At 36.1% G+C, this 16,702-nt stretch carries 13 protein-coding genes, 16 tRNA genes, 2 rRNA genes and 1 pseudogene; 28 read left to right on the forward strand and 4 right to left on the reverse strand.

Annotated elements, in window-relative coordinates; genetic code table 11:
* The 19 genes from ACIQXJ_RS14735 to ACIQXJ_RS14825 all read left to right on the forward strand — a co-directional run.
* Positions 1–85 (forward strand): 23S ribosomal RNA (locus ACIQXJ_RS14735); the annotation flags it as partial.
* A gap of 116 nt (positions 86–201) precedes the next feature.
* Positions 202–317 (forward strand): 5S ribosomal RNA (gene rrf, locus ACIQXJ_RS14740).
* An 18-nt stretch (positions 318–335) separates the two neighbouring features.
* Positions 336–412: transfer RNA gene (locus ACIQXJ_RS14745), tRNA-Asn, on the forward strand.
* A 5-nt stretch (positions 413–417) separates the two neighbouring features.
* Positions 418–509 (forward strand) — tRNA-Ser (locus ACIQXJ_RS14750).
* A gap of 19 nt (positions 510–528) precedes the next feature.
* Positions 529–603, forward strand: a tRNA-Glu gene (locus tag ACIQXJ_RS14755).
* Between the two features lie 20 nt (positions 604–623).
* Positions 624–699 (forward strand) — tRNA-Val (locus tag ACIQXJ_RS14760).
* Between the two features lie 25 nt (positions 700–724).
* Positions 725–799 (forward strand) — tRNA-Met (locus tag ACIQXJ_RS14765).
* Between the two features lie 4 nt (positions 800–803).
* Positions 804–879, forward strand: a tRNA-Asp gene (locus ACIQXJ_RS14770).
* A gap of 20 nt (positions 880–899) precedes the next feature.
* Positions 900–972, forward strand: a tRNA-Phe gene (locus tag ACIQXJ_RS14775).
* 12 nt (positions 973–984) lie between these two features.
* Positions 985–1,060, forward strand: a tRNA-Thr gene (locus ACIQXJ_RS14780).
* Between the two features lie 9 nt (positions 1,061–1,069).
* Positions 1,070–1,153, forward strand: a tRNA-Tyr gene (locus tag ACIQXJ_RS14785).
* A gap of 15 nt (positions 1,154–1,168) precedes the next feature.
* Positions 1,169–1,242 (forward strand) — tRNA-Trp (locus tag ACIQXJ_RS14790).
* Between the two features lie 12 nt (positions 1,243–1,254).
* A tRNA-His gene (locus ACIQXJ_RS14795) sits at positions 1,255–1,330 on the forward strand.
* A 36-nt stretch (positions 1,331–1,366) separates the two neighbouring features.
* Positions 1,367–1,442: transfer RNA gene (locus ACIQXJ_RS14800), tRNA-His, on the forward strand.
* A gap of 4 nt (positions 1,443–1,446) precedes the next feature.
* Positions 1,447–1,521, forward strand: a tRNA-Gln gene (locus ACIQXJ_RS14805).
* Between the two features lie 5 nt (positions 1,522–1,526).
* Positions 1,527–1,601 (forward strand) — tRNA-Gly (locus ACIQXJ_RS14810).
* Positions 1,602–1,608: 7 nt separating this feature from the next.
* Positions 1,609–1,682, forward strand: a tRNA-Cys gene (locus ACIQXJ_RS14815).
* 51 nt (positions 1,683–1,733) lie between these two features.
* Positions 1,734–1,814, forward strand: a tRNA-Leu gene (locus ACIQXJ_RS14820).
* Between the two features lie 163 nt (positions 1,815–1,977).
* Positions 1,978–2,955 carry a tyrosine-type recombinase/integrase gene (locus ACIQXJ_RS14825; RefSeq protein ID WP_403055561.1) on the forward strand — a complete coding sequence of 326 codons (978 nt, stop codon included), beginning with the start codon at positions 1,978–1,980 and terminating at the stop codon, positions 2,953–2,955.
* Positions 2,956–2,974: 19 nt separating this feature from the next.
* Here the strand turns inward: ACIQXJ_RS14825 and ACIQXJ_RS14830 are convergent, their stop codons facing one another.
* Positions 2,975–4,066, reverse strand: a complete 1,092-nt coding sequence (locus ACIQXJ_RS14830) for a hypothetical protein (protein ID WP_403055559.1) — start codon at positions 4,064–4,066, stop codon at positions 2,975–2,977.
* 81 nt (positions 4,067–4,147) lie between these two features.
* Positions 4,148–4,444 carry a recombinase family protein gene (locus ACIQXJ_RS14835; RefSeq protein ID WP_483869690.1) on the reverse strand — a complete coding sequence of 99 codons (297 nt, stop codon included), beginning with the start codon at positions 4,442–4,444 and terminating at the stop codon, positions 4,148–4,150.
* 647 nt (positions 4,445–5,091) lie between these two features.
* Here ACIQXJ_RS14835 and ACIQXJ_RS14840 point away from each other — a divergent pair.
* The 7 genes and pseudogenes from ACIQXJ_RS14840 to ACIQXJ_RS14870 all read left to right on the forward strand — a co-directional run bounded on the left by ACIQXJ_RS14840 (position 5,092) and on the right by ACIQXJ_RS14870 (position 12,231).
* Positions 5,092–6,027: a hypothetical protein gene (locus tag ACIQXJ_RS14840; protein ID WP_403055557.1), complete on the forward strand. Its 936-nt coding sequence runs from the start codon at positions 5,092–5,094 to the stop codon at positions 6,025–6,027.
* Positions 6,028–6,030: 3 nt separating this feature from the next.
* Positions 6,031–7,533 carry an AAA family ATPase gene (locus ACIQXJ_RS14845; RefSeq protein WP_403055555.1) on the forward strand — a complete coding sequence of 501 codons (1,503 nt, stop codon included), beginning with the start codon at positions 6,031–6,033 and terminating at the stop codon, positions 7,531–7,533.
* A 12-nt stretch (positions 7,534–7,545) separates the two neighbouring features.
* Positions 7,546–9,045, forward strand: a complete 1,500-nt coding sequence (locus tag ACIQXJ_RS14850; protein ID WP_403055553.1) for a hypothetical protein — start codon at positions 7,546–7,548, stop codon at positions 9,043–9,045.
* A 490-nt stretch (positions 9,046–9,535) separates the two neighbouring features.
* Positions 9,536–9,718, forward strand: coding sequence for a hypothetical protein (locus ACIQXJ_RS14855; protein ID WP_403055551.1), 183 nt, complete (start codon positions 9,536–9,538; stop codon positions 9,716–9,718).
* Positions 9,719–9,731: 13 nt separating this feature from the next.
* The gene (locus ACIQXJ_RS14860; protein ID WP_403055549.1) at positions 9,732–10,415 is read left to right on the forward strand and encodes a hypothetical protein; all 684 of its coding nucleotides are present in this window, start codon (positions 9,732–9,734) and stop codon (positions 10,413–10,415) included.
* Between the two features lie 167 nt (positions 10,416–10,582).
* Positions 10,583–10,923: pseudogene (locus ACIQXJ_RS14865) on the forward strand (VOC family protein).
* Between the two features lie 219 nt (positions 10,924–11,142).
* The gene (locus tag ACIQXJ_RS14870; protein ID WP_403055547.1) at positions 11,143–12,231 is read left to right on the forward strand and encodes an S-layer homology domain-containing protein; all 1,089 of its coding nucleotides are present in this window, start codon (positions 11,143–11,145) and stop codon (positions 12,229–12,231) included.
* A 37-nt stretch (positions 12,232–12,268) separates the two neighbouring features.
* Here the strand turns inward: ACIQXJ_RS14870 and ACIQXJ_RS14875 are convergent, their stop codons facing one another.
* Entirely contained in the window at positions 12,269–13,012 is a 744-nt protein-coding gene (locus ACIQXJ_RS14875; RefSeq protein ID WP_403055545.1) for an arylamine N-acetyltransferase family protein, read from the reverse strand.
* A 196-nt stretch (positions 13,013–13,208) separates the two neighbouring features.
* On the opposite strand from ACIQXJ_RS14875, the gene nagB reads away from it, so the two are divergent.
* Positions 13,209–13,922, forward strand: a complete 714-nt coding sequence (gene nagB / locus ACIQXJ_RS14880; RefSeq protein ID WP_403055581.1) for a glucosamine-6-phosphate deaminase — start codon at positions 13,209–13,211, stop codon at positions 13,920–13,922.
* Between the two features lie 101 nt (positions 13,923–14,023).
* Complete coding sequence (locus tag ACIQXJ_RS14885; RefSeq protein WP_403055543.1) at positions 14,024–14,926, forward strand: S66 peptidase family protein; 903 nt, start codon at positions 14,024–14,026, stop codon at positions 14,924–14,926.
* A gap of 197 nt (positions 14,927–15,123) precedes the next feature.
* On the opposite strand, the gene ACIQXJ_RS14890 is transcribed toward ACIQXJ_RS14885, so the two are convergent.
* Positions 15,124–16,701, reverse strand: coding sequence for a catalase (locus tag ACIQXJ_RS14890; protein WP_403055541.1), 1,578 nt, complete (start codon positions 16,699–16,701; stop codon positions 15,124–15,126).
* Position 16,702: the final 1 nt, after the last annotated feature.

Below are 16,702 nucleotides of genomic sequence, written 5' to 3' on the forward strand. Positions count from 1 at the left end.
AAAGACGATGAGGTAGATAGGTTCGAGGTGGAAGTGTGGTGACACATGGAGCTGACGAATACTAATCGATCGAGGACTTAACCAAAAAAGTTTGAAACATTCAATGAACCGTTTATCCAGTTTTGAAAGAATAAAAAAGTATTTCTTAAATACTTGTAATTATAATAGTATATGTTATAATAGGTAATGTCTTTCAAATAGTCTAGTGATGATGGCAAAGAGGTCACACCCGTTCCCATACCGAACACGGAAGTTAAGCTCTTTAGCGCCGATGGTAGTTGGGGGCTTCCCCCTGTGAGAGTAGGACGTCGCTAGGCTATACATAATAACATTATTCCGAAGTAGCTCAGTTGGTAGTAGCACCTGACTGTTAATCAGGTTGTCGCAGGTTCGAGTCCTGCCTTCGGAGCCATTCTTGGAGAGTTGTCCGAGTGGCCGAAGGAGCACGATTGGAAATCGTGTAGGCGGTTAACACTGTCTCAAGGGTTCAAATCCCTTACTCTCCGCCAGCACTTTAGGAATTAGTAAGGCCCCTTGGTCAAGCGGTTAAGACACCGCCCTTTCACGGCGGTAACACGGGTTCGAATCCCGTAGGGGTCACCATTTATAACGAATACCCAGATGGAGGATTAGCTCAGCTGGGAGAGCATCTGCCTTACAAGCAGAGGGTCGGCGGTTCGAGCCCGTCATCCTCCACCATTTTATAAAATTAAAATAGTATTGTCGCGGGGTGGAGCAGTGGTAGCTCGTCGGGCTCATAACCCGAAGGTCACAGGTTCAAATCCTGTCTCCGCAACCAAAATGGTCCCGTGGTGTAGCGGTTAACATGCCTGCCTGTCACGCAGGAGATCGCCGGTTCGATCCCGGTCGGGACCGCCATTTTTTCAAAATATTAATATGGGTCAGTAGCTCAGTTGGTAGAGCATTAGATTGAAGCTCTAAGTGTCGGCGGTTCGATTCCGTCCTGACCCATCAGGTTTTTTTGCCGGTTTAGCTCAGCAGGTAGAGCAACTGACTTGTAATCAGTAGGTCGTGGGTTCGATTCCTATAGCCGGCACCATGTTTTCCCGGAGGGGTAGCGAAGTGGCTAAACGCGGCGGACTGTAAATCCGCTCCTTAGGGTTCGGCGGTTCGAATCCGTCCCCCTCCACCAGTTTTTTTATTTAATAGGGGCATAGTTCAACGGTAGAATAGAGGTCTCCAAAACCTTTGGTGTGGGTTCGATTCCTACTGCCCCTGCCAATTAATTTTATGGCGGTTGTGGCGAAGTGGTTAACGCACCGGATTGTGGTTCCGGCATTCGTGGGTTCGATTCCCATCAGTCGCCCCATTTAATATAAAATTAACGTAAAACTATAAAGCAGTGGCGGTTGTGGCGAAGTGGTTAACGCACCGGATTGTGGTTCCGGCATTCGTGGGTTCGATTCCCATCAGTCGCCCCATTGTTGGGGTATAGCCAAGCGGTAAGGCAACGGATTTTGATTCCGTCATGCCCTGGTTCGAATCCAGGTACCCCAGCCATTTATGCGGAAGTAGTTCAGTGGTAGAACACCACCTTGCCAAGGTGGGGGTCGCGAGTTCGAACCTCGTCTTCCGCTCCAATAATATGGCGGCATAGCCAAGTGGTAAGGCACAGGTCTGCAACACCTTTATCACCGGTTCAAATCCGGTTGCCGCCTCCATATTTTTTTCTTAATCGGATACTCCGATTTTTTTTATCTCTAAAGTATTATGCCGGTGTGGCGGAATTGGCAGACGCGCACGACTCAAAATCGTGTTCCTTTGGAGTGTCGGTTCGACCCCGACCACCGGTATCCATTTTTAACTAAAACCCGCTTTTTTCTACGGTATAACAAGGATTGTGAGTTTAGTCTTAATGACTGAACACGCAATCCTTGTTTTTTTAATCGTGTCTTATAATTGTGTGCGTAAGAATATTGTGCTACCTACTTTATTAACTTTAAAGGAGTGTATAGCATGGTAAAAAGAAGAACAATTATTGAGGAATTACAAGAGGAAGAACAAACTTTATTAGTAAATGGTGGTGAGGACTTTCAAACATGCCTAGATTTGTTTTTAAAAGACATGACAATGAGAAACCTAGCTTATCATACAAAACGGTGGTACAAGGAAAATTTAGCTATTGTTAAACGTGCTTTAGAAAATCAAAAATACTCTAGTGCTCCGCTCCATACTACTGAAAAAATGCTTAAAGATGTTATTGTCTATTGTATGGAACAGTTAGGCAATAACCCAACCACAATTAACCACCGTATTAGAAGTATGAATCAATTTTATGGATTTTTATACAATGAATCAATTTTACCTATTAATCCCGCGCATTCACTCCATAAACAAAAAGGGAAGAAAGAACAAATTAAACCTTTTACAGATGATGAAGTAAAAGCTTTATTAGATCAACCGTATAGAAAAGAATTTGTTGGTTTTAGAGATTACACTCTTATGTTAGTCCTTCTTGATACTGGAGTTAGACTTTCCGAATTAGTAAATATAAAAACTACTGATATATCTTTAGAGAGCGGGAAAATCATTGTATTAGGTAAAGGAAGTAAAGAAAGGGAGGTCATGTTTCAAGCAACTACGAGGGAGCAACTAAAAAGATATCTAAAAGTTAGAGGAACGGTTCACCATGATTACTTATGGATTGCTCATGATGATAAACCTCTTGCCCGAAAAACTATTCAAGATAGGCTAAAAAAGTATGGTGAAATGGCAGGAGTAAATAAAAGAGTTAGTCCACATACTTTCCGTCATACTTGTGCAAAAATGTACATCACACAGGGAGGTGACATTTTTTCTCTCCAACAATTATTGGGACATTCATCATTAGAAATGTGTCGGCATTATGTAAATTTATTCGGTACAGATTTACAGAACATGCACCGAAAATTTTCTCCAGTTGAATCCATTATAAAATATAAAAAAGGACTTTGATTAGTCCTTTTTCATCTATTTAACTATTTTTGCTGTATTTATTTAATTTTAATAAATAATATAAACCATTATTTTTATATTCCTTGACTTGATTTAAATAATCTAAATACGTAGTTGTACCAATTAAACCAGCACTAATGAGAGTTGCAATATGTGCCGGTATATGTCCAAAAATCGTACCTACAAATGGTACATAAGAAGAAGGGTCTTTAATTTCTTTTACTAAATTATTAAGTAAAGTTAATTTAGACCCAGAAGCTTTTGATTGCAGTTCATCTATAGTGGGTTTAATACGGAACTTTACTATTTCATTTGCATGATACTCAATTTCATTTTTTTCAAAATCATTCAGTAGGTCAAAGTGCATTTTGTCCATTTCAAATCTAAATGATTGTAGTTCGTCTCTAAGCTGATATCTAACCTCTAGTATATCTTCTATTGATAGGTGTGATACATCTGGTAGAGCCAATTTAACTGCCTCATAAACGAGGGCAGGAGGAGCTTGTTTTTGTACGTTAACAGGTTTAATAATGCTTTCAGTTTGATTATATCTGCTTACTATATTGTGTAGAACATTACTTGTGGTAATACAACTATCTCCTAAAGAATTGGAGTATATTAAATTAGAAAATAGCGAGCTGTAATATTTGAACAAAAAACCTGTATCAATTTTAGCTCCGACTCCAATTGGATTTATCAAATTTTCGATTACGTCTTCAACTTCCTTATCTGAAAAACCTATTCTTCCTTCTCTCTCATTAATTTTTTCTAAATGAAATATGAGATCGAGATTTTCGTTTAAAAATTTCATCGTTGATTCGTTTACTTTATTCCAAATTTCATCTTCCTTTTTATGCTCTGTAGATGTATATGTAATAATTTGTTCCGTTTCAAATAATTTTAATTCTTCTTTAAAATCACTCTTAACAAATTCATGTATATCTACAACTGTACCAATTCCCCCCTCGTGAAGTGGTTGATTTGGATCTACAGGTTCAACATTATATAAATAGTCCTCTACTATTTCAACTTTATCGAAATATAAAGATGATAGCTTTATGTCTTGGACGTTATCTTGTAGACAATTCGATACGAACTTAGTTGACAACATTGGAATCCCACCCATTCTTTTTTTATATAATTATATAATAATTAAATGTAAAATAGTGTATTTTGAGGTTTATTTTTGGACTTATTTGGTTTTGATAGATCTATAAAGTGTTGCTTTTGAAATCCCTGTCATTTCTTCGATTTCTTTGACGGTGTATTGTTCGCTATTATATAACTTGATTGCTTTTTCAACTTTTTTGTTATCGGCTTTGGGTCTTCCGACTTTTCTTCCTATTGCTCTAGCACTCTCTAATCCTGCTTTTGTTCTTTCGACTATTAAATCCCGCTCCATTTCCGAAAGAACTGCTAACATGCGGAACATGGCTTTTCCTGAAGTATTAACGTAGTAGAAATAGCTATATACCATACCTTTATACAAGGGCCTCCTACTTTAGAGAGGTTTTACCTGCACTCAAGGCTTATAGATCGTAACAATGTTTTAAAAATGGCAACAGAACTAGTTTTAGAAAAGTGGCAATTTATGATCAAAAATCTATATCAACTGAAGAAGGAAGAATTTTTTATTTTGATTCTCCATATTTATTTTAGTGGGTAAATAAATGATAAAAAAATAATTGCAAATTGCTATATGAACCAATTCTTCTTTCGAGATAATGTTGTTAGTAAACAGTTGAACATACTCATGTTTCTTTTATTTTAAAGCATCAAATTCAAAATGAGCTTTTTCTAGCTCTTTTTAAATATGATGCTTTTTCTTATTGGGCTTTTTTAACAAATTCTGAAAAAATTCCTCCTTTCTTTATTTCTCCTATAGATTGCATTTCTTAAAAATTTGAGGGGGTCTTCCTTTCTAATTAGGAAATACACGCTCTTAGCCTCAAGCGTTAATCATATTAACTTTAAGAAATTAATGAAGGATATAAGGGCTATTTATGACGGGTGGTAAAAATGGATAGAATTAGAACATATTTCATTAATGTCCCACTATGTGTCCATCTTATTCGATATAATAATAGTAAGGAATCTTGATTTGCTTAAAATAAAAGAAAAGTGGAGGACAAGTATATGGCTAAAACAATAAAATTTAATTTAATTTGTGATGGAAAGCCAGTAAGAACACTAGATGATTTGAAGAATAACTTTGCGATTGAAGATATTATTACATATTTTAATAATAATCTTCTACAACGTTGGCTTAACGTACGTGGGTATAATGAAGAACTAGAAAAGGTAGAAAAACTTCAAGGGTTAGATACAATAGATTTGGTAAAAGAGTTAATAGCTATATTTGATATAGAGGCGGATCCTGTTTCTATCGAAGAGAATACATACATTTTACAGTATAAGCAAGAAGTAGAATTTCTATTAGGGGAATATAAAAAAGTGAATTTCAAGGTGTCTGCAATATTAGATGATTACCATACGGGTTATAGGCAGCTTGTTGAAACAATTATTGAAAATAAAAATAATATTGCAAATATTAAAGCGACAATAAAGGAAATAGATAAGAACTATTTTAGTTTATTTGAAATGGACTATCGTAATTTATTTTATATTTTTTTGGAATATGCACCGATGGCTGTGTTTGTAATGTTAACGAATGATAATATGAGGGGAAGGTATTTGCCTACTATTACCAATGGTGAAGATGGTAAGGTAATAATTGATACAGATCAATATAGTGATACTTATGATAAAGATAAAAAGGATATGTATTCTGAATTGTGCAATTTGCTGTCATCCAAATATAAAATAAAGGAAATTCTTGAAGGTAATCTTAAAATTTTTTCAGGTGAAACAGATGGTTATTGGAAGGATGTTGAACCTAAAGGAAAAAGATATATGATTTTGTCAATGGAATCCGGCAATTATATTCGGAGTACAGGTGTTTCAGACGGTGTTTTAGATGAGTATGATATTAATAATGAATTTGTGATATTAGATGGTATTGACTACAAAAGTAAGTATGAAGAAGATGAATTATGGTATATGGAGGTGTAATTCATGCGTAAAGAATCAGAAGCCATTTTAGCATCATATATTGATGCTTTACACCCTATAATTTATATCAATCACTTTGATTTTAAAGTTATCGATGAAGCCTTAACTAACGTATCGCAAGGGGCAAAAGTTGTTGAATTTAATAATGCTTTAGGTGCAATAAATTTTTATACAAAAAGTCCAGTAATGGAATGTGAGTTAGAGCAATTTTTAAAGCTTTCGATGGATGATGGGTTTGAAAGTGATACATTTATTGTCTTGAAAGATATTCATGACCAATTAAGTAATCCTAGAGTAATTGCATTGTTAAAAAGAATTGCGGAGGATAACCTCTATCGTGATGAATATCATTCAACTATTTTCATTGTGTCCTCCAAAATTATCATTCCATTTGAGTTAGAAAATTATATAACAGTTTTTGATATTCCGTTACCTACTAATATTGAAATAATGGATATAATTCATGACTTTGTAAAAGATCTTAATATTCAAGTTGATCAGGAAATTATGAATGATATTGCTCTTTCTTTTAAAGGGTTAAATGAGTTCCAAATCAAACAAATATTAAATCTTGCTTATCAAGATGGAGGATTTATTGATGAAGATGATAAGCAATTAATCTTGAAGGAAAAAGAACAGTTTATTAAAAAATCAGGGATGTTAGAGATTGTTAATTTTAAGGAAACGATTGATGATATTGGTGGTCTTGAAAATCTTAAAGAATGGTTAAATAAAAAGGCTAAGATTTTCAGTAATTTGGATAAAGCAATCAAATTTGGCGTAGACATTCCAAAGGGTATTATGATTATTGGAATGCCCGGATGTGGAAAAAGCCTTACTGCTAAAGCAACAGCAGGACTATTTGAAATTCCGCTAGTCCGACTTGATGTTGGTAGGTTGTTAGGTAAATACGTTGGAGAATCCGAGGATAATATGAGAAAAGCGCTCAAACTGTCTGAGGCTATTAGTCCGTGTGTACTTTGGATTGATGAAATTGAAAAGGCCTTTTCAGGTGTCGGTGGAGATGGTGGTGGAAGTGATGTTACAACCCGTCTGTTTGGACAGTTTCTTACTTGGATGCAAGAAAAGGAGAATACGGTGTTTATTGTGGCAACAGCTAATGATATATCAAAGATGCCACCAGAATTTTTACGAAAAGGGCGATTTGATGAATTGTTTTTTGTTGATTTGCCTAATGGAGAGGAAAGACGTAAGATTCTTGAGATTCATTTGAAGAAGCGTGGTAAGTGGACAAAAGAAATCGATTCTATCGCTTTAATCAAAGAAACAGAGGGTTTTAATGGTGCGGATTTAGAGGCTGTAGTTAAGGACACCATTGAAAATGCTTTTATTGATGGGCAACAGAATGTAACTACGGTAGATATACAACAGTCTATCAAAGATACAAAATCTATTTCTAGCACACTAAAAGAAAAAATTTCACAAATTAAAGATACTATTAGCAAAATAGATATTAAGCCTGCGAGTAAAGCTGATGTTAAGTAAGGAGGTCGAGTTATGCTTGAAGTAAAAAATAATGAGATTCTATTGATAGATGATACGTTTGAACCCATTTTAATAGAAAATGATGCTAAAAATTTGAAGCCTATTCAAAAGAAATTCATGGAAAGCTATATCGCCCATAAAGATAGTATGTCTGTAGAAGAATGGCTACCGATGGAACTGCACATTAATCTTCCAGAGAAATCCGAACAGGAAATCCAAGGGATTAGCTCTGAAATCATTAATACTATAATAATGAGTGAAGAAAAACAGTTTTCACTTGATCAAGCAATAATTAATGGTCGCAGTAAGGAGTCATGGTTTGCATCTGAAACTAAAAGGGCTACTGCACATTTAAGTGTCCAGGAAACATCAAAATATCTTCAAGATATAGATATAGCACTCGATTCTGCGAATCAAGCATTATATGAAACAATCATAACTCAAAATGGTTGGGTAAATTTAAATCCGCAGCTAGACGGATTTATTGCCGAACAATATCATGCTCAAACATTTAACCTAAACGCAGAGGCAACTGGTAGTCAGTATAAAGCAAAGGTTTTACAACCAGAAGGACAGGTTTATACTAAAAATTCTGTAGATGTTGTGATTGTTGATGGTAACGGTAAAGTTGTAAGAAGATATCAATCAAAATATTGTAAGGATGCAGAAAGTACTCTAGATGCTTTTAAAAAGGGTGACTATAGAGGTCAGAGGAAATTAGTCCCAGATGGTCAAGAGATTGATATTAAAAATTCAACAAACATCATAGAGGCACCAGATGGAACGAGAAGTAATCCACTTTCAAAACAATCTGCTAAGGATTTACAAAAAGAAGCCCAAGGTGGAAAATGGAATGATCTGAATTGGAGCGAATATCATGCTAAAGACTTAGCGATGGGAATTGGAAAACAAGCTGGACAGGCCGCATTGATGGGTGCAACAATGGGAGTTGGATTTAATGTTGCTCAAAAAGTTTGGAACGGAGAATCGATTGATAGGGGAGAAATTGTAGAAACCGCATTGATATCTGGTGCCGACTTTGGAGTTAAAGCAGCAGCAGCAGGAGCTATAAAGGTAGGTGCAGAAAAGGGTCTTCTTTTCATAATACCAAAAGGTACACCAGCAGGAACTATTGCTAATATTGCTCACATAGCGATTGAAAATGTAAAAGTTATTGCTAAAATGGCTACAAGTGAACTTACTGTAAAAGAAGGAATTGATAAAATGGAACAGATTACTGTTTCAACAGTTGCTGGAATTGCAGCTAGTGTTAAAGGCACAATGATTGGTACAACTATTGGAACTGTGTTTGGACCAGTAGGTACAGCTGTTGGGGGCTTTATTGGTGGTACAGTAGGATACATGGCAGGCTCAAAAGTTGGAGAAACTGTTATAAAGGGTGTTCAAAAGGGCCGTGAATTTGCTAAAGATGTGGTTAAATCTTTAGGAGACACAGTTAAATCAGGTGTAAGTAGTGTTTGGGCTGGGGTTAAGGGTCTATTAAGTTGGTAGTTTCAAAGTGCTATACAATTTATTTTTGTGGCATCTTTTAAGTTATTTTAAGCTTTAAGTAAGCGGGAATAAAGTATGGTGCCAAAACCGACCAACACCCTTGTGTTGCAACAAACACTCCACACATGTTGAGTGTAGAGCCAAAAGAAACAGGTTAAACTTTCATCAGCACTTCCATCAAATCATTTTACACAAATTTTACACAAACACTTCATAAACCCCTTTAGAATCAATGTTTGTGAAGTGTTTGTGGTCCCAATCACCGGTATCCAAAGTGAATTTAAAAGACTTCAACAGTTTTGTTGAGGTCTTTTTTTGTTTTCTGAAACCGTATTCGCTAACACGGTGAAATTAAGTTTGTACCGATATTCTAACTGTGTTAGATATATTAAGAATATATGAAGATAAAAAGTTATACTCATAAGTTAATTTTTTTTGAATTTTGCATATGCTATTATATTTTTAGATGTTAGGTTTGGAGGTAATACTTATGAAAAATAAACTATTATCCTTGTTACTCCTTCTAGCAGCTATTTTTTTATTACTGGACGCCTTTACAAATATATTTAGCGATTATGCATTGTTTAAAAAAATAGTTGCAATATTGCTTATTTGTTTAGTAGGGACTATGATTTATTCTTCTTTTATTCCTCCAGATGAAAATAAAAAATAGGAGGTTTTAAAAGATGACCAACAATAAATTTATTGTTCTAACTTCAGTTTTAGTATTACTATTATTTTCAACTAGTGTGTTTCCCAGTCAAGCTGCTGCTTATTATAAAAGCAATAGCCCTATGAATATAGAAGACTACGAGATTATAAAAGTCTCTAAGATTTCCGATGAAAGCCTAGCAATTGCACTTGAAATAGCTAAGTCAGGTTTAGAAGAAAATGCATATTATGTAGATGGGGAATATAAAAGTTATTATAGTACTTTTGAAGAAGCTAATGTTTCTAAAGAAGCTTTTAATATCTTTATTGAAAGTTTAGCAGTTATTAATAATTCAGTAAAAAGTAAAGAACTTGTACCTTCTAAAAATTTAATTGATATCAAAGTAAATGAAGAATATTTACATCCTCCAAGGAATACTGTAATTAAACCATTATGGTCAGTAAGTACCAAATGGTATGGAAAAGTACTTTCTATTTCCGAAGCTGAAGCTTCTAAAATTCAAAAAGTTTTAGCTGCGGGAGGTGGAGTTGCTGCGTTACTTTCAATATTGACAGGTATTGGTGGCGTATGGGCTGCTGTATTAGTTTCTCTATACGGTCTAGGTGAACTTTGTAATTGGAATAATAGAGGATATTATGTTCATCGAGCGCATATTGGATTGGGATTTACAAAACCTACATGGTGTACACCTAAATGATAAAAAGAGTAGCTTTAAGCTACTCTTTTTTGTTATATGGTAAATATATATAGTGATATAAATAATTTAAGTGCGGTTAATTTGATTTTCGTTATCTGACAATGCGCTATTTGGAATTTAGAGAACTGCTAATTTTTATATTACATTTTGACAAGGAGGGAAATGAATTGGGCAGAGTGATAGGGTTCGAACTAAATAGTCAAGATCCCGAAAAAGCAGCGAATTTTTATTCTAAAGTTTTTGCATGGGAAATTGCTGAGCCTCGTTGGGATTACTGGGCTGTTACAACAGGGGCCAGCGAGCAAAATGGTATTAACGGTGGAATTGGAAAAGGTCCAAGTGATTATCCACATGGAGTACGCATGCAAATTGAAGTAGATTCAATGGATGACTCTATTGCAAAAGCTATCGAGAATGGCGCTAGTATTGTCCGAGAAAAAATGGATTTGATGAATTTTATCTTGCGTATTTAGTAGACCCTACTGGACTATGCTTTTATTCAAAATAGGAAAATTTAATAAACTTTAACGTGCCTCTGCAAAGTCTTGCAGGGTTTTTTTATTTTACAAGAGCTATAACTCTATTAGAAGTGTAAGCACATTTTCAAACGGGTATGGAATAATTAGATGCTAATGCAAGAAAACTATTAAAAATGTCTTTTTAGTTAATATTTATTTTACTTGATGAATAGGATAACAAGGATGGGAGTAAATATAGGGGGAATAGTATGAAGAAAATAAGTAGGATCTTGATTGTAGTTTTGATTTTTGGGTTATTACAGATTCAGCCGGTATATGCAGCTAGTTTTAAAGATGTGTCATCTGACAATACGTTAATAACGGAAATAGATTATTTAGTTGAGCATGGGATTATTAAAGGTTATCCTAATGGCACTTTTAAACCGAATGAATATGTAACAAGAGCTCAGGTAGCTGTCATGTTAACTCGTGCGTTAGCGTTGAAAACAACGAATGTGAAAAATCCGAAGTATCAAGATATCCCGACAACACATGTCTACTATAAAGAAATCGCTGCTACACAAAATGCTGGGATATTTGAGGCAACAAAGAAATTTAATCCGAATGGGACGCTGTCTAGAGCAGATATGGCCATTGTTTTGCAACGTGCCTTTAAATTAAAGGGAACGAGCCCTTATTATTTTACGGATGTTACAGAGAAAACACCAGGCTATAAGGAAATATTAGCGGTAGCGAACAATAATATTACGAGCGGTTATCAGGATGGTTCATTTAAACCTAAATTGCCATTAACACGTGCACACTTTTCAGCATTTGTTGCGCGTGCCATGACTCTTTCAAAGCCAAATTTACAAAAGGATCCTGCATATAAATACACCTATGCATTTTACTCACCAGATGATGGCCTAAGATATACATTAAACTATCAATACAGCCATAATGATAATAAAAATGATGTTTGGTCAATTGCTAATATGACCAATAATAAGCAGTTTAATGATGAGTTATTATATTATGATGGCTCAGTATACGCACAAGCAATTGCTCAGGAATATAGCTCTCATTACGATTTCTATATAGGGCTACCTCTTAGAATTGGTGTAATTGTTCACGAAGATGATGAAGGTCCAGTTAACGGCAATCGTATAACAGTTCAAACGACGGATGGAACGGTTCGAGCAGGCGGTGTTAACTATAAAAATGTAGCGATATTAGAAGAAAGCTTTAAATATATTGATGTAGTGAAAACTTATTATTTTGTAGACGGTATTGGTTTAGTCAAGGAACTTCACAATGGCGAAGTTGTATATGAGTTACTAAAACGAACAGCAAATTAGAAGAGTAAAAGGATGCATTTCAATAATGCATCCTTTTTTAAGTGAACGATATATGAAAATAACGTTCAAGAGCTTGCTGCCACTCTTTGTCAGTATGTGTTGTATAAGTTGTTAAAGAGTGCCCTTCATATATACGGAATTCATTATTAAACATAGTATGTCGGCCAGAAGGAGTGCGAATCATTGCGATTTTATTTTTTTGGTGTGAAAGCCGTGGGGCAAAAATGGCATCGTTATCGTTATCTGTGAAGTTGTAAAGTAGGCGCCAATTGTGTGGTGTTTGCTCATAAAGCATCCAACCGTACGTGTCATCCCATTCAATTTTGTATAGCTCATTACCTTCTCGATGTTCGTGGTGAGCAATTAACGGAACTGGTTTACATGGGGCTAGTGCACCTACACCAACGTCAGAGATATAAGGTACACCGTCAAATTGGACGAGAAGTAGCTGATGCATAGGGACATCTTCAAGTGGTGTAGTCGCATCCATATTGCGCCAAAATTGTGCGTAACGATTTGTTACAGAAAAACCGAGCTCACGAAGTAACCAGCTATATAAAATGTTTAGTTCAAAGCAATTGCCCCCGCGTTGTTGAACAATGATTTTTTGAAAAAGATCAGGTATAGCAAAGGAGATGCCACGTTTCAAAGCAACGTCTAAATTTTCATAGGGTATCGTATGTAGATGGTTTGTTTGTAATTGACCAAGTAGCTTGATAGACGGCTCTATAGATCCTTGAAATTGAAGATAATTTAAATATTGTTGTATTTGAGAATTCATAAAATCGCCTCACTTCCTTACTAATTAACATAACCGAAATAGCAATAGAATACACGTAAAAAATTAATAAAGAAAATAATAGAAATACAGCTAAATAACTTGTAAAATTAATATATTCACTACTAGATAGTAATGAATTTCCCATTTTTAGTTAAAAATAACGATTCTAAAGGTAGGTATATAAATGACGAAAGAAATAAAGTGGATAGAAGTAAATTCTTACGAAGAAATGAGTGAGGTAGCTGCACATATTTTTACTGAGCAACTACAAGCAAAACCAGCAAGCATTTTAGGACTAGCAACAGGTGGTTCACCAGTTGGAATGTATAAAGAATTAGTTAAGCGTCACCAAGCTGGTGATATTTCCTTTAAGGAAGTTACAACATTTAATCTTGATGAATATGTAGGTTTAGAACAAACTAGCCCTGCAAGCTACTGGACGTTTATGCATGAGAATTTATTTAATCATGTAGATATTAACGAGGAAAATATACATTTACCTAATGGTAAGGCGGAAGATTTAGCCGCTGAGTGTGTAGCATATGATGCTCGAATTGCAGAAGCTGGTGGGATTGATTTACAGCTGCTTGGTATTGGGGTAAATGGACATATTGGCTTTAATGAGCCTGGTACGTCATTTGACTCGCTTACAAACATTGTAGAACTTACCGAATCAACTCGAACTGAAAATGCTATTTATTTTGATCGTCCAGAGGAAGTACCTACACACGCTATTACAATGGGTATCCAATCTATTATGAATGCTAAGGCAATTGTTCTCATTGCATTTGGTGAAAAGAAGCTAGAAGCAATTGAAAAGTTACGAGGCGGGGAAGTGACAGAAACGTTCCCAGCTAGCAGATTATTAAATCATCCTAATGTTACTGTTATTTACGGTGGCACAAAATAAAAAAGTAAGGCGTAGACTTCATTTTGCAGTCTACGCTTTTTTATTTTAGTCTGATAAAGGATGCATATGCTAGAATTAGAGATAGAATTGGAGGGGGTAGTGTGATAAGTACAGTCGCACATTTAGAAAAAGGCGATACGGTTGGCGTTGTATGTTTGTCCAGTCTTGTGGAGCCAGAAAAATTAGGAAATGCATTGGCTTTTCTAGATGAGTTAGGCCTCCGCTATAAAATAGGGGACACGATTACGGCGAAGCATGACTACTTAGCAGGTAGTGATGAAGTGAGACTTGCAGACTTTCATGCAATGGTTCGAGACCCTGAGGTGAAGGCAATTTTTTGTGTGAAGGGTGGATATGGCTCTGCACGAATTGCTAGCAAAATTGATTATGAGCTACTAGCGGAAAATCCAAAAATTTTCTGGGGCTTCTCGGATCTTACATATTTGCATTGTGCAATTAATGAATATGCAAATATAGTGACCTTCCATGGGCCGTTGCTAATGGCTACAGACAAAATGGATGATTTATCGAAAAAGATGTTTTTACAGCTGTTTACTCCGATGGAAATACAGTATACAGAGGCTATTTCGCCATTAACAACAATTGCACCTGGGATAGCACGTGGACAAATTATAGGCGGTAATTTACGTCGCCTAGTCAGCACCTTGGGCACAAAATTTGAAGTCCGTACTGAAGGTAGAATTTTAGTGATAGAAGACATTGCAGAAACGATTCCACGGATTGATTCTATGCTACAGCAGTTAAAGCAAGCAAGAAAGCTAGAACAATTAGCAGGTGTAGTTATTGGCTCATTTACGCAAACAGAAGCAAGTGATGACACTCTTCTAACGTTAATGAAAGAGTATTTTAGCGATTTAGGAATACCTGTTGTAGCAGGTTTTAACATCGGGCATGAAACAACGAATATTGCCATTCCATTAGGAGTCGATGCCATTTTAGATGCACAAGAAAAAGCGCTTCGTCTTTTACCGGGTGTTCATTAAATTGTTTGAGTGCCTGGCACTAGTTTAAAAAAGAAAAATCCACTTTGCTTTCCTCGGGCAAAACGTACGGCGTAACCCTCGCTAAAGCGAGGCTAGTTATGTCTTACGTTTTGTACATTCCCGAAAGGAGTCTAAGTGGATTTTTACTTTATTGTTGACTGAAAATTCTTAATTGTTTAGGTGCCTGGCACTTTTCTTTAGTATGGTTCAGCATCATGTCCTTTGTCGACAGCCTCTTTAGGGGCGTTATTACCGTCAATATTACCGAGAGGCTTGGCAGAGGAAGCATTTGTTTGTGCCATTTGTAAGCCTTCATTTAGTAAGCGACCGTATTCTTCATCTGCCTCTGAAGCTAATGCAATCATTGCCTCTTGAATCGCCATATTGCAAGTCGATAAGTCTCTAATTAAGTTTTCCAGCAGTTCATCGCGTTCCCATTGCTCAAAATTACGATAGGTTTCACCTGCTTGCTTCGTATTGCTTTGGCGATCAATGGATTCTCGAACAAGATTCCCTTCAATAAATGGTGTATATTCCTTCGTTGTTTGAGCGGCTTCTTTTAAACCATTTAACATTGATGGCTCATAATTAATATGTGGATTTTGCCCAGGTGCTAAATCTCGTTTATACATCATTTGCCCACCGTTTTGGTTTGTCGCTACTCGTTTTTTAGGTGCATTGATAGGAAGTTGTAAATAGTTGGCACCAACTCGGTGACGTTGCGTATCAGAATAAGAGAAGGTACGCCCTTGGAGCATTTTATCGTCTGAGAAATCCAAGCCATCGACAAGGACACCCGTACCGAAAGTAGCTTGTTCGACCTCAGCAAAGTAGTCTTCAGGGTTTTTATTTAATACCATTTTTCCTACTGGGTACCAAGGGAACTTGTCATTAGGCCAAAGTTTCGTATCATCCAGTGGGTCAAAATCAAGCTCGGGATGAGGGCCGTCCTCCATAATTTGCACGTTTAACTCCCATTCAGGATAATCACCACGTTTAATAGCATCGTATAAATCTTGTGTAGCATGGTTGAAATTTTTCTGTTGGATTTCTTCTGCTTCTTTTTGTGTTAAGTTTTTAATGCCTTGTATTGGCTCCCAGTGGTACTTAACGAGAACAGCTTTACCCTCACTATTAACCCATTTATACGTGTTAACACCAGAGCCTTGCATCATCCGATAATTGGCCGGAATGCCCCAAGGTGAATACACAAAGGTTACCATATGGAAGGATTCTGGAGAACTTGCGCAGAAATCAAAAAAACGCTCAACATCTTGAATATTTGTAATCGGGTCGGGCTTAAACGCATGAATCATATCAGGGAATTTCATAGCATCACGAATAAAGAAAATTTTTAAGTTGTTACCAACTAAATCCCAGTTTCCATCTTCCGTATAAAACTTTACAGCAAAGCCTCGTGGATCACGTAAAGTTTCTGGAGAATGCCCTCCATGGATAACCGTAGAGAAACGGACGAATACGGGTGTTTGTTTGCCATTATCCTGAAACACTTTTGCTCTTGTATACTTAGAAATGGGGTCATTACCGACAACGCCGTATGTTTCAAAGTAGCCATGGGCTCCTGCTCCACGAGCATGTACGACACGTTCAGGAACTCTCTCACGGTCAAAGTGACTTATTTTTTCAAGGAAATCATAATTTTCAAGCGTCGCTGGCCCTCGATTTCCGACAGTTCGTAAATTTTGATTGTTTGTAATTGGGTGGCCTTGGCGATTTGTTAGTGTATCATCTTTTTCTTCATGAGAATGGTTCATA

Source organism: Lysinibacillus sp. NPDC097868, from assembly GCF_044761135.1.
Taxonomy (GTDB): Bacteria; Bacillota; Bacilli; order Bacillales_A; family Planococcaceae; genus Lysinibacillus.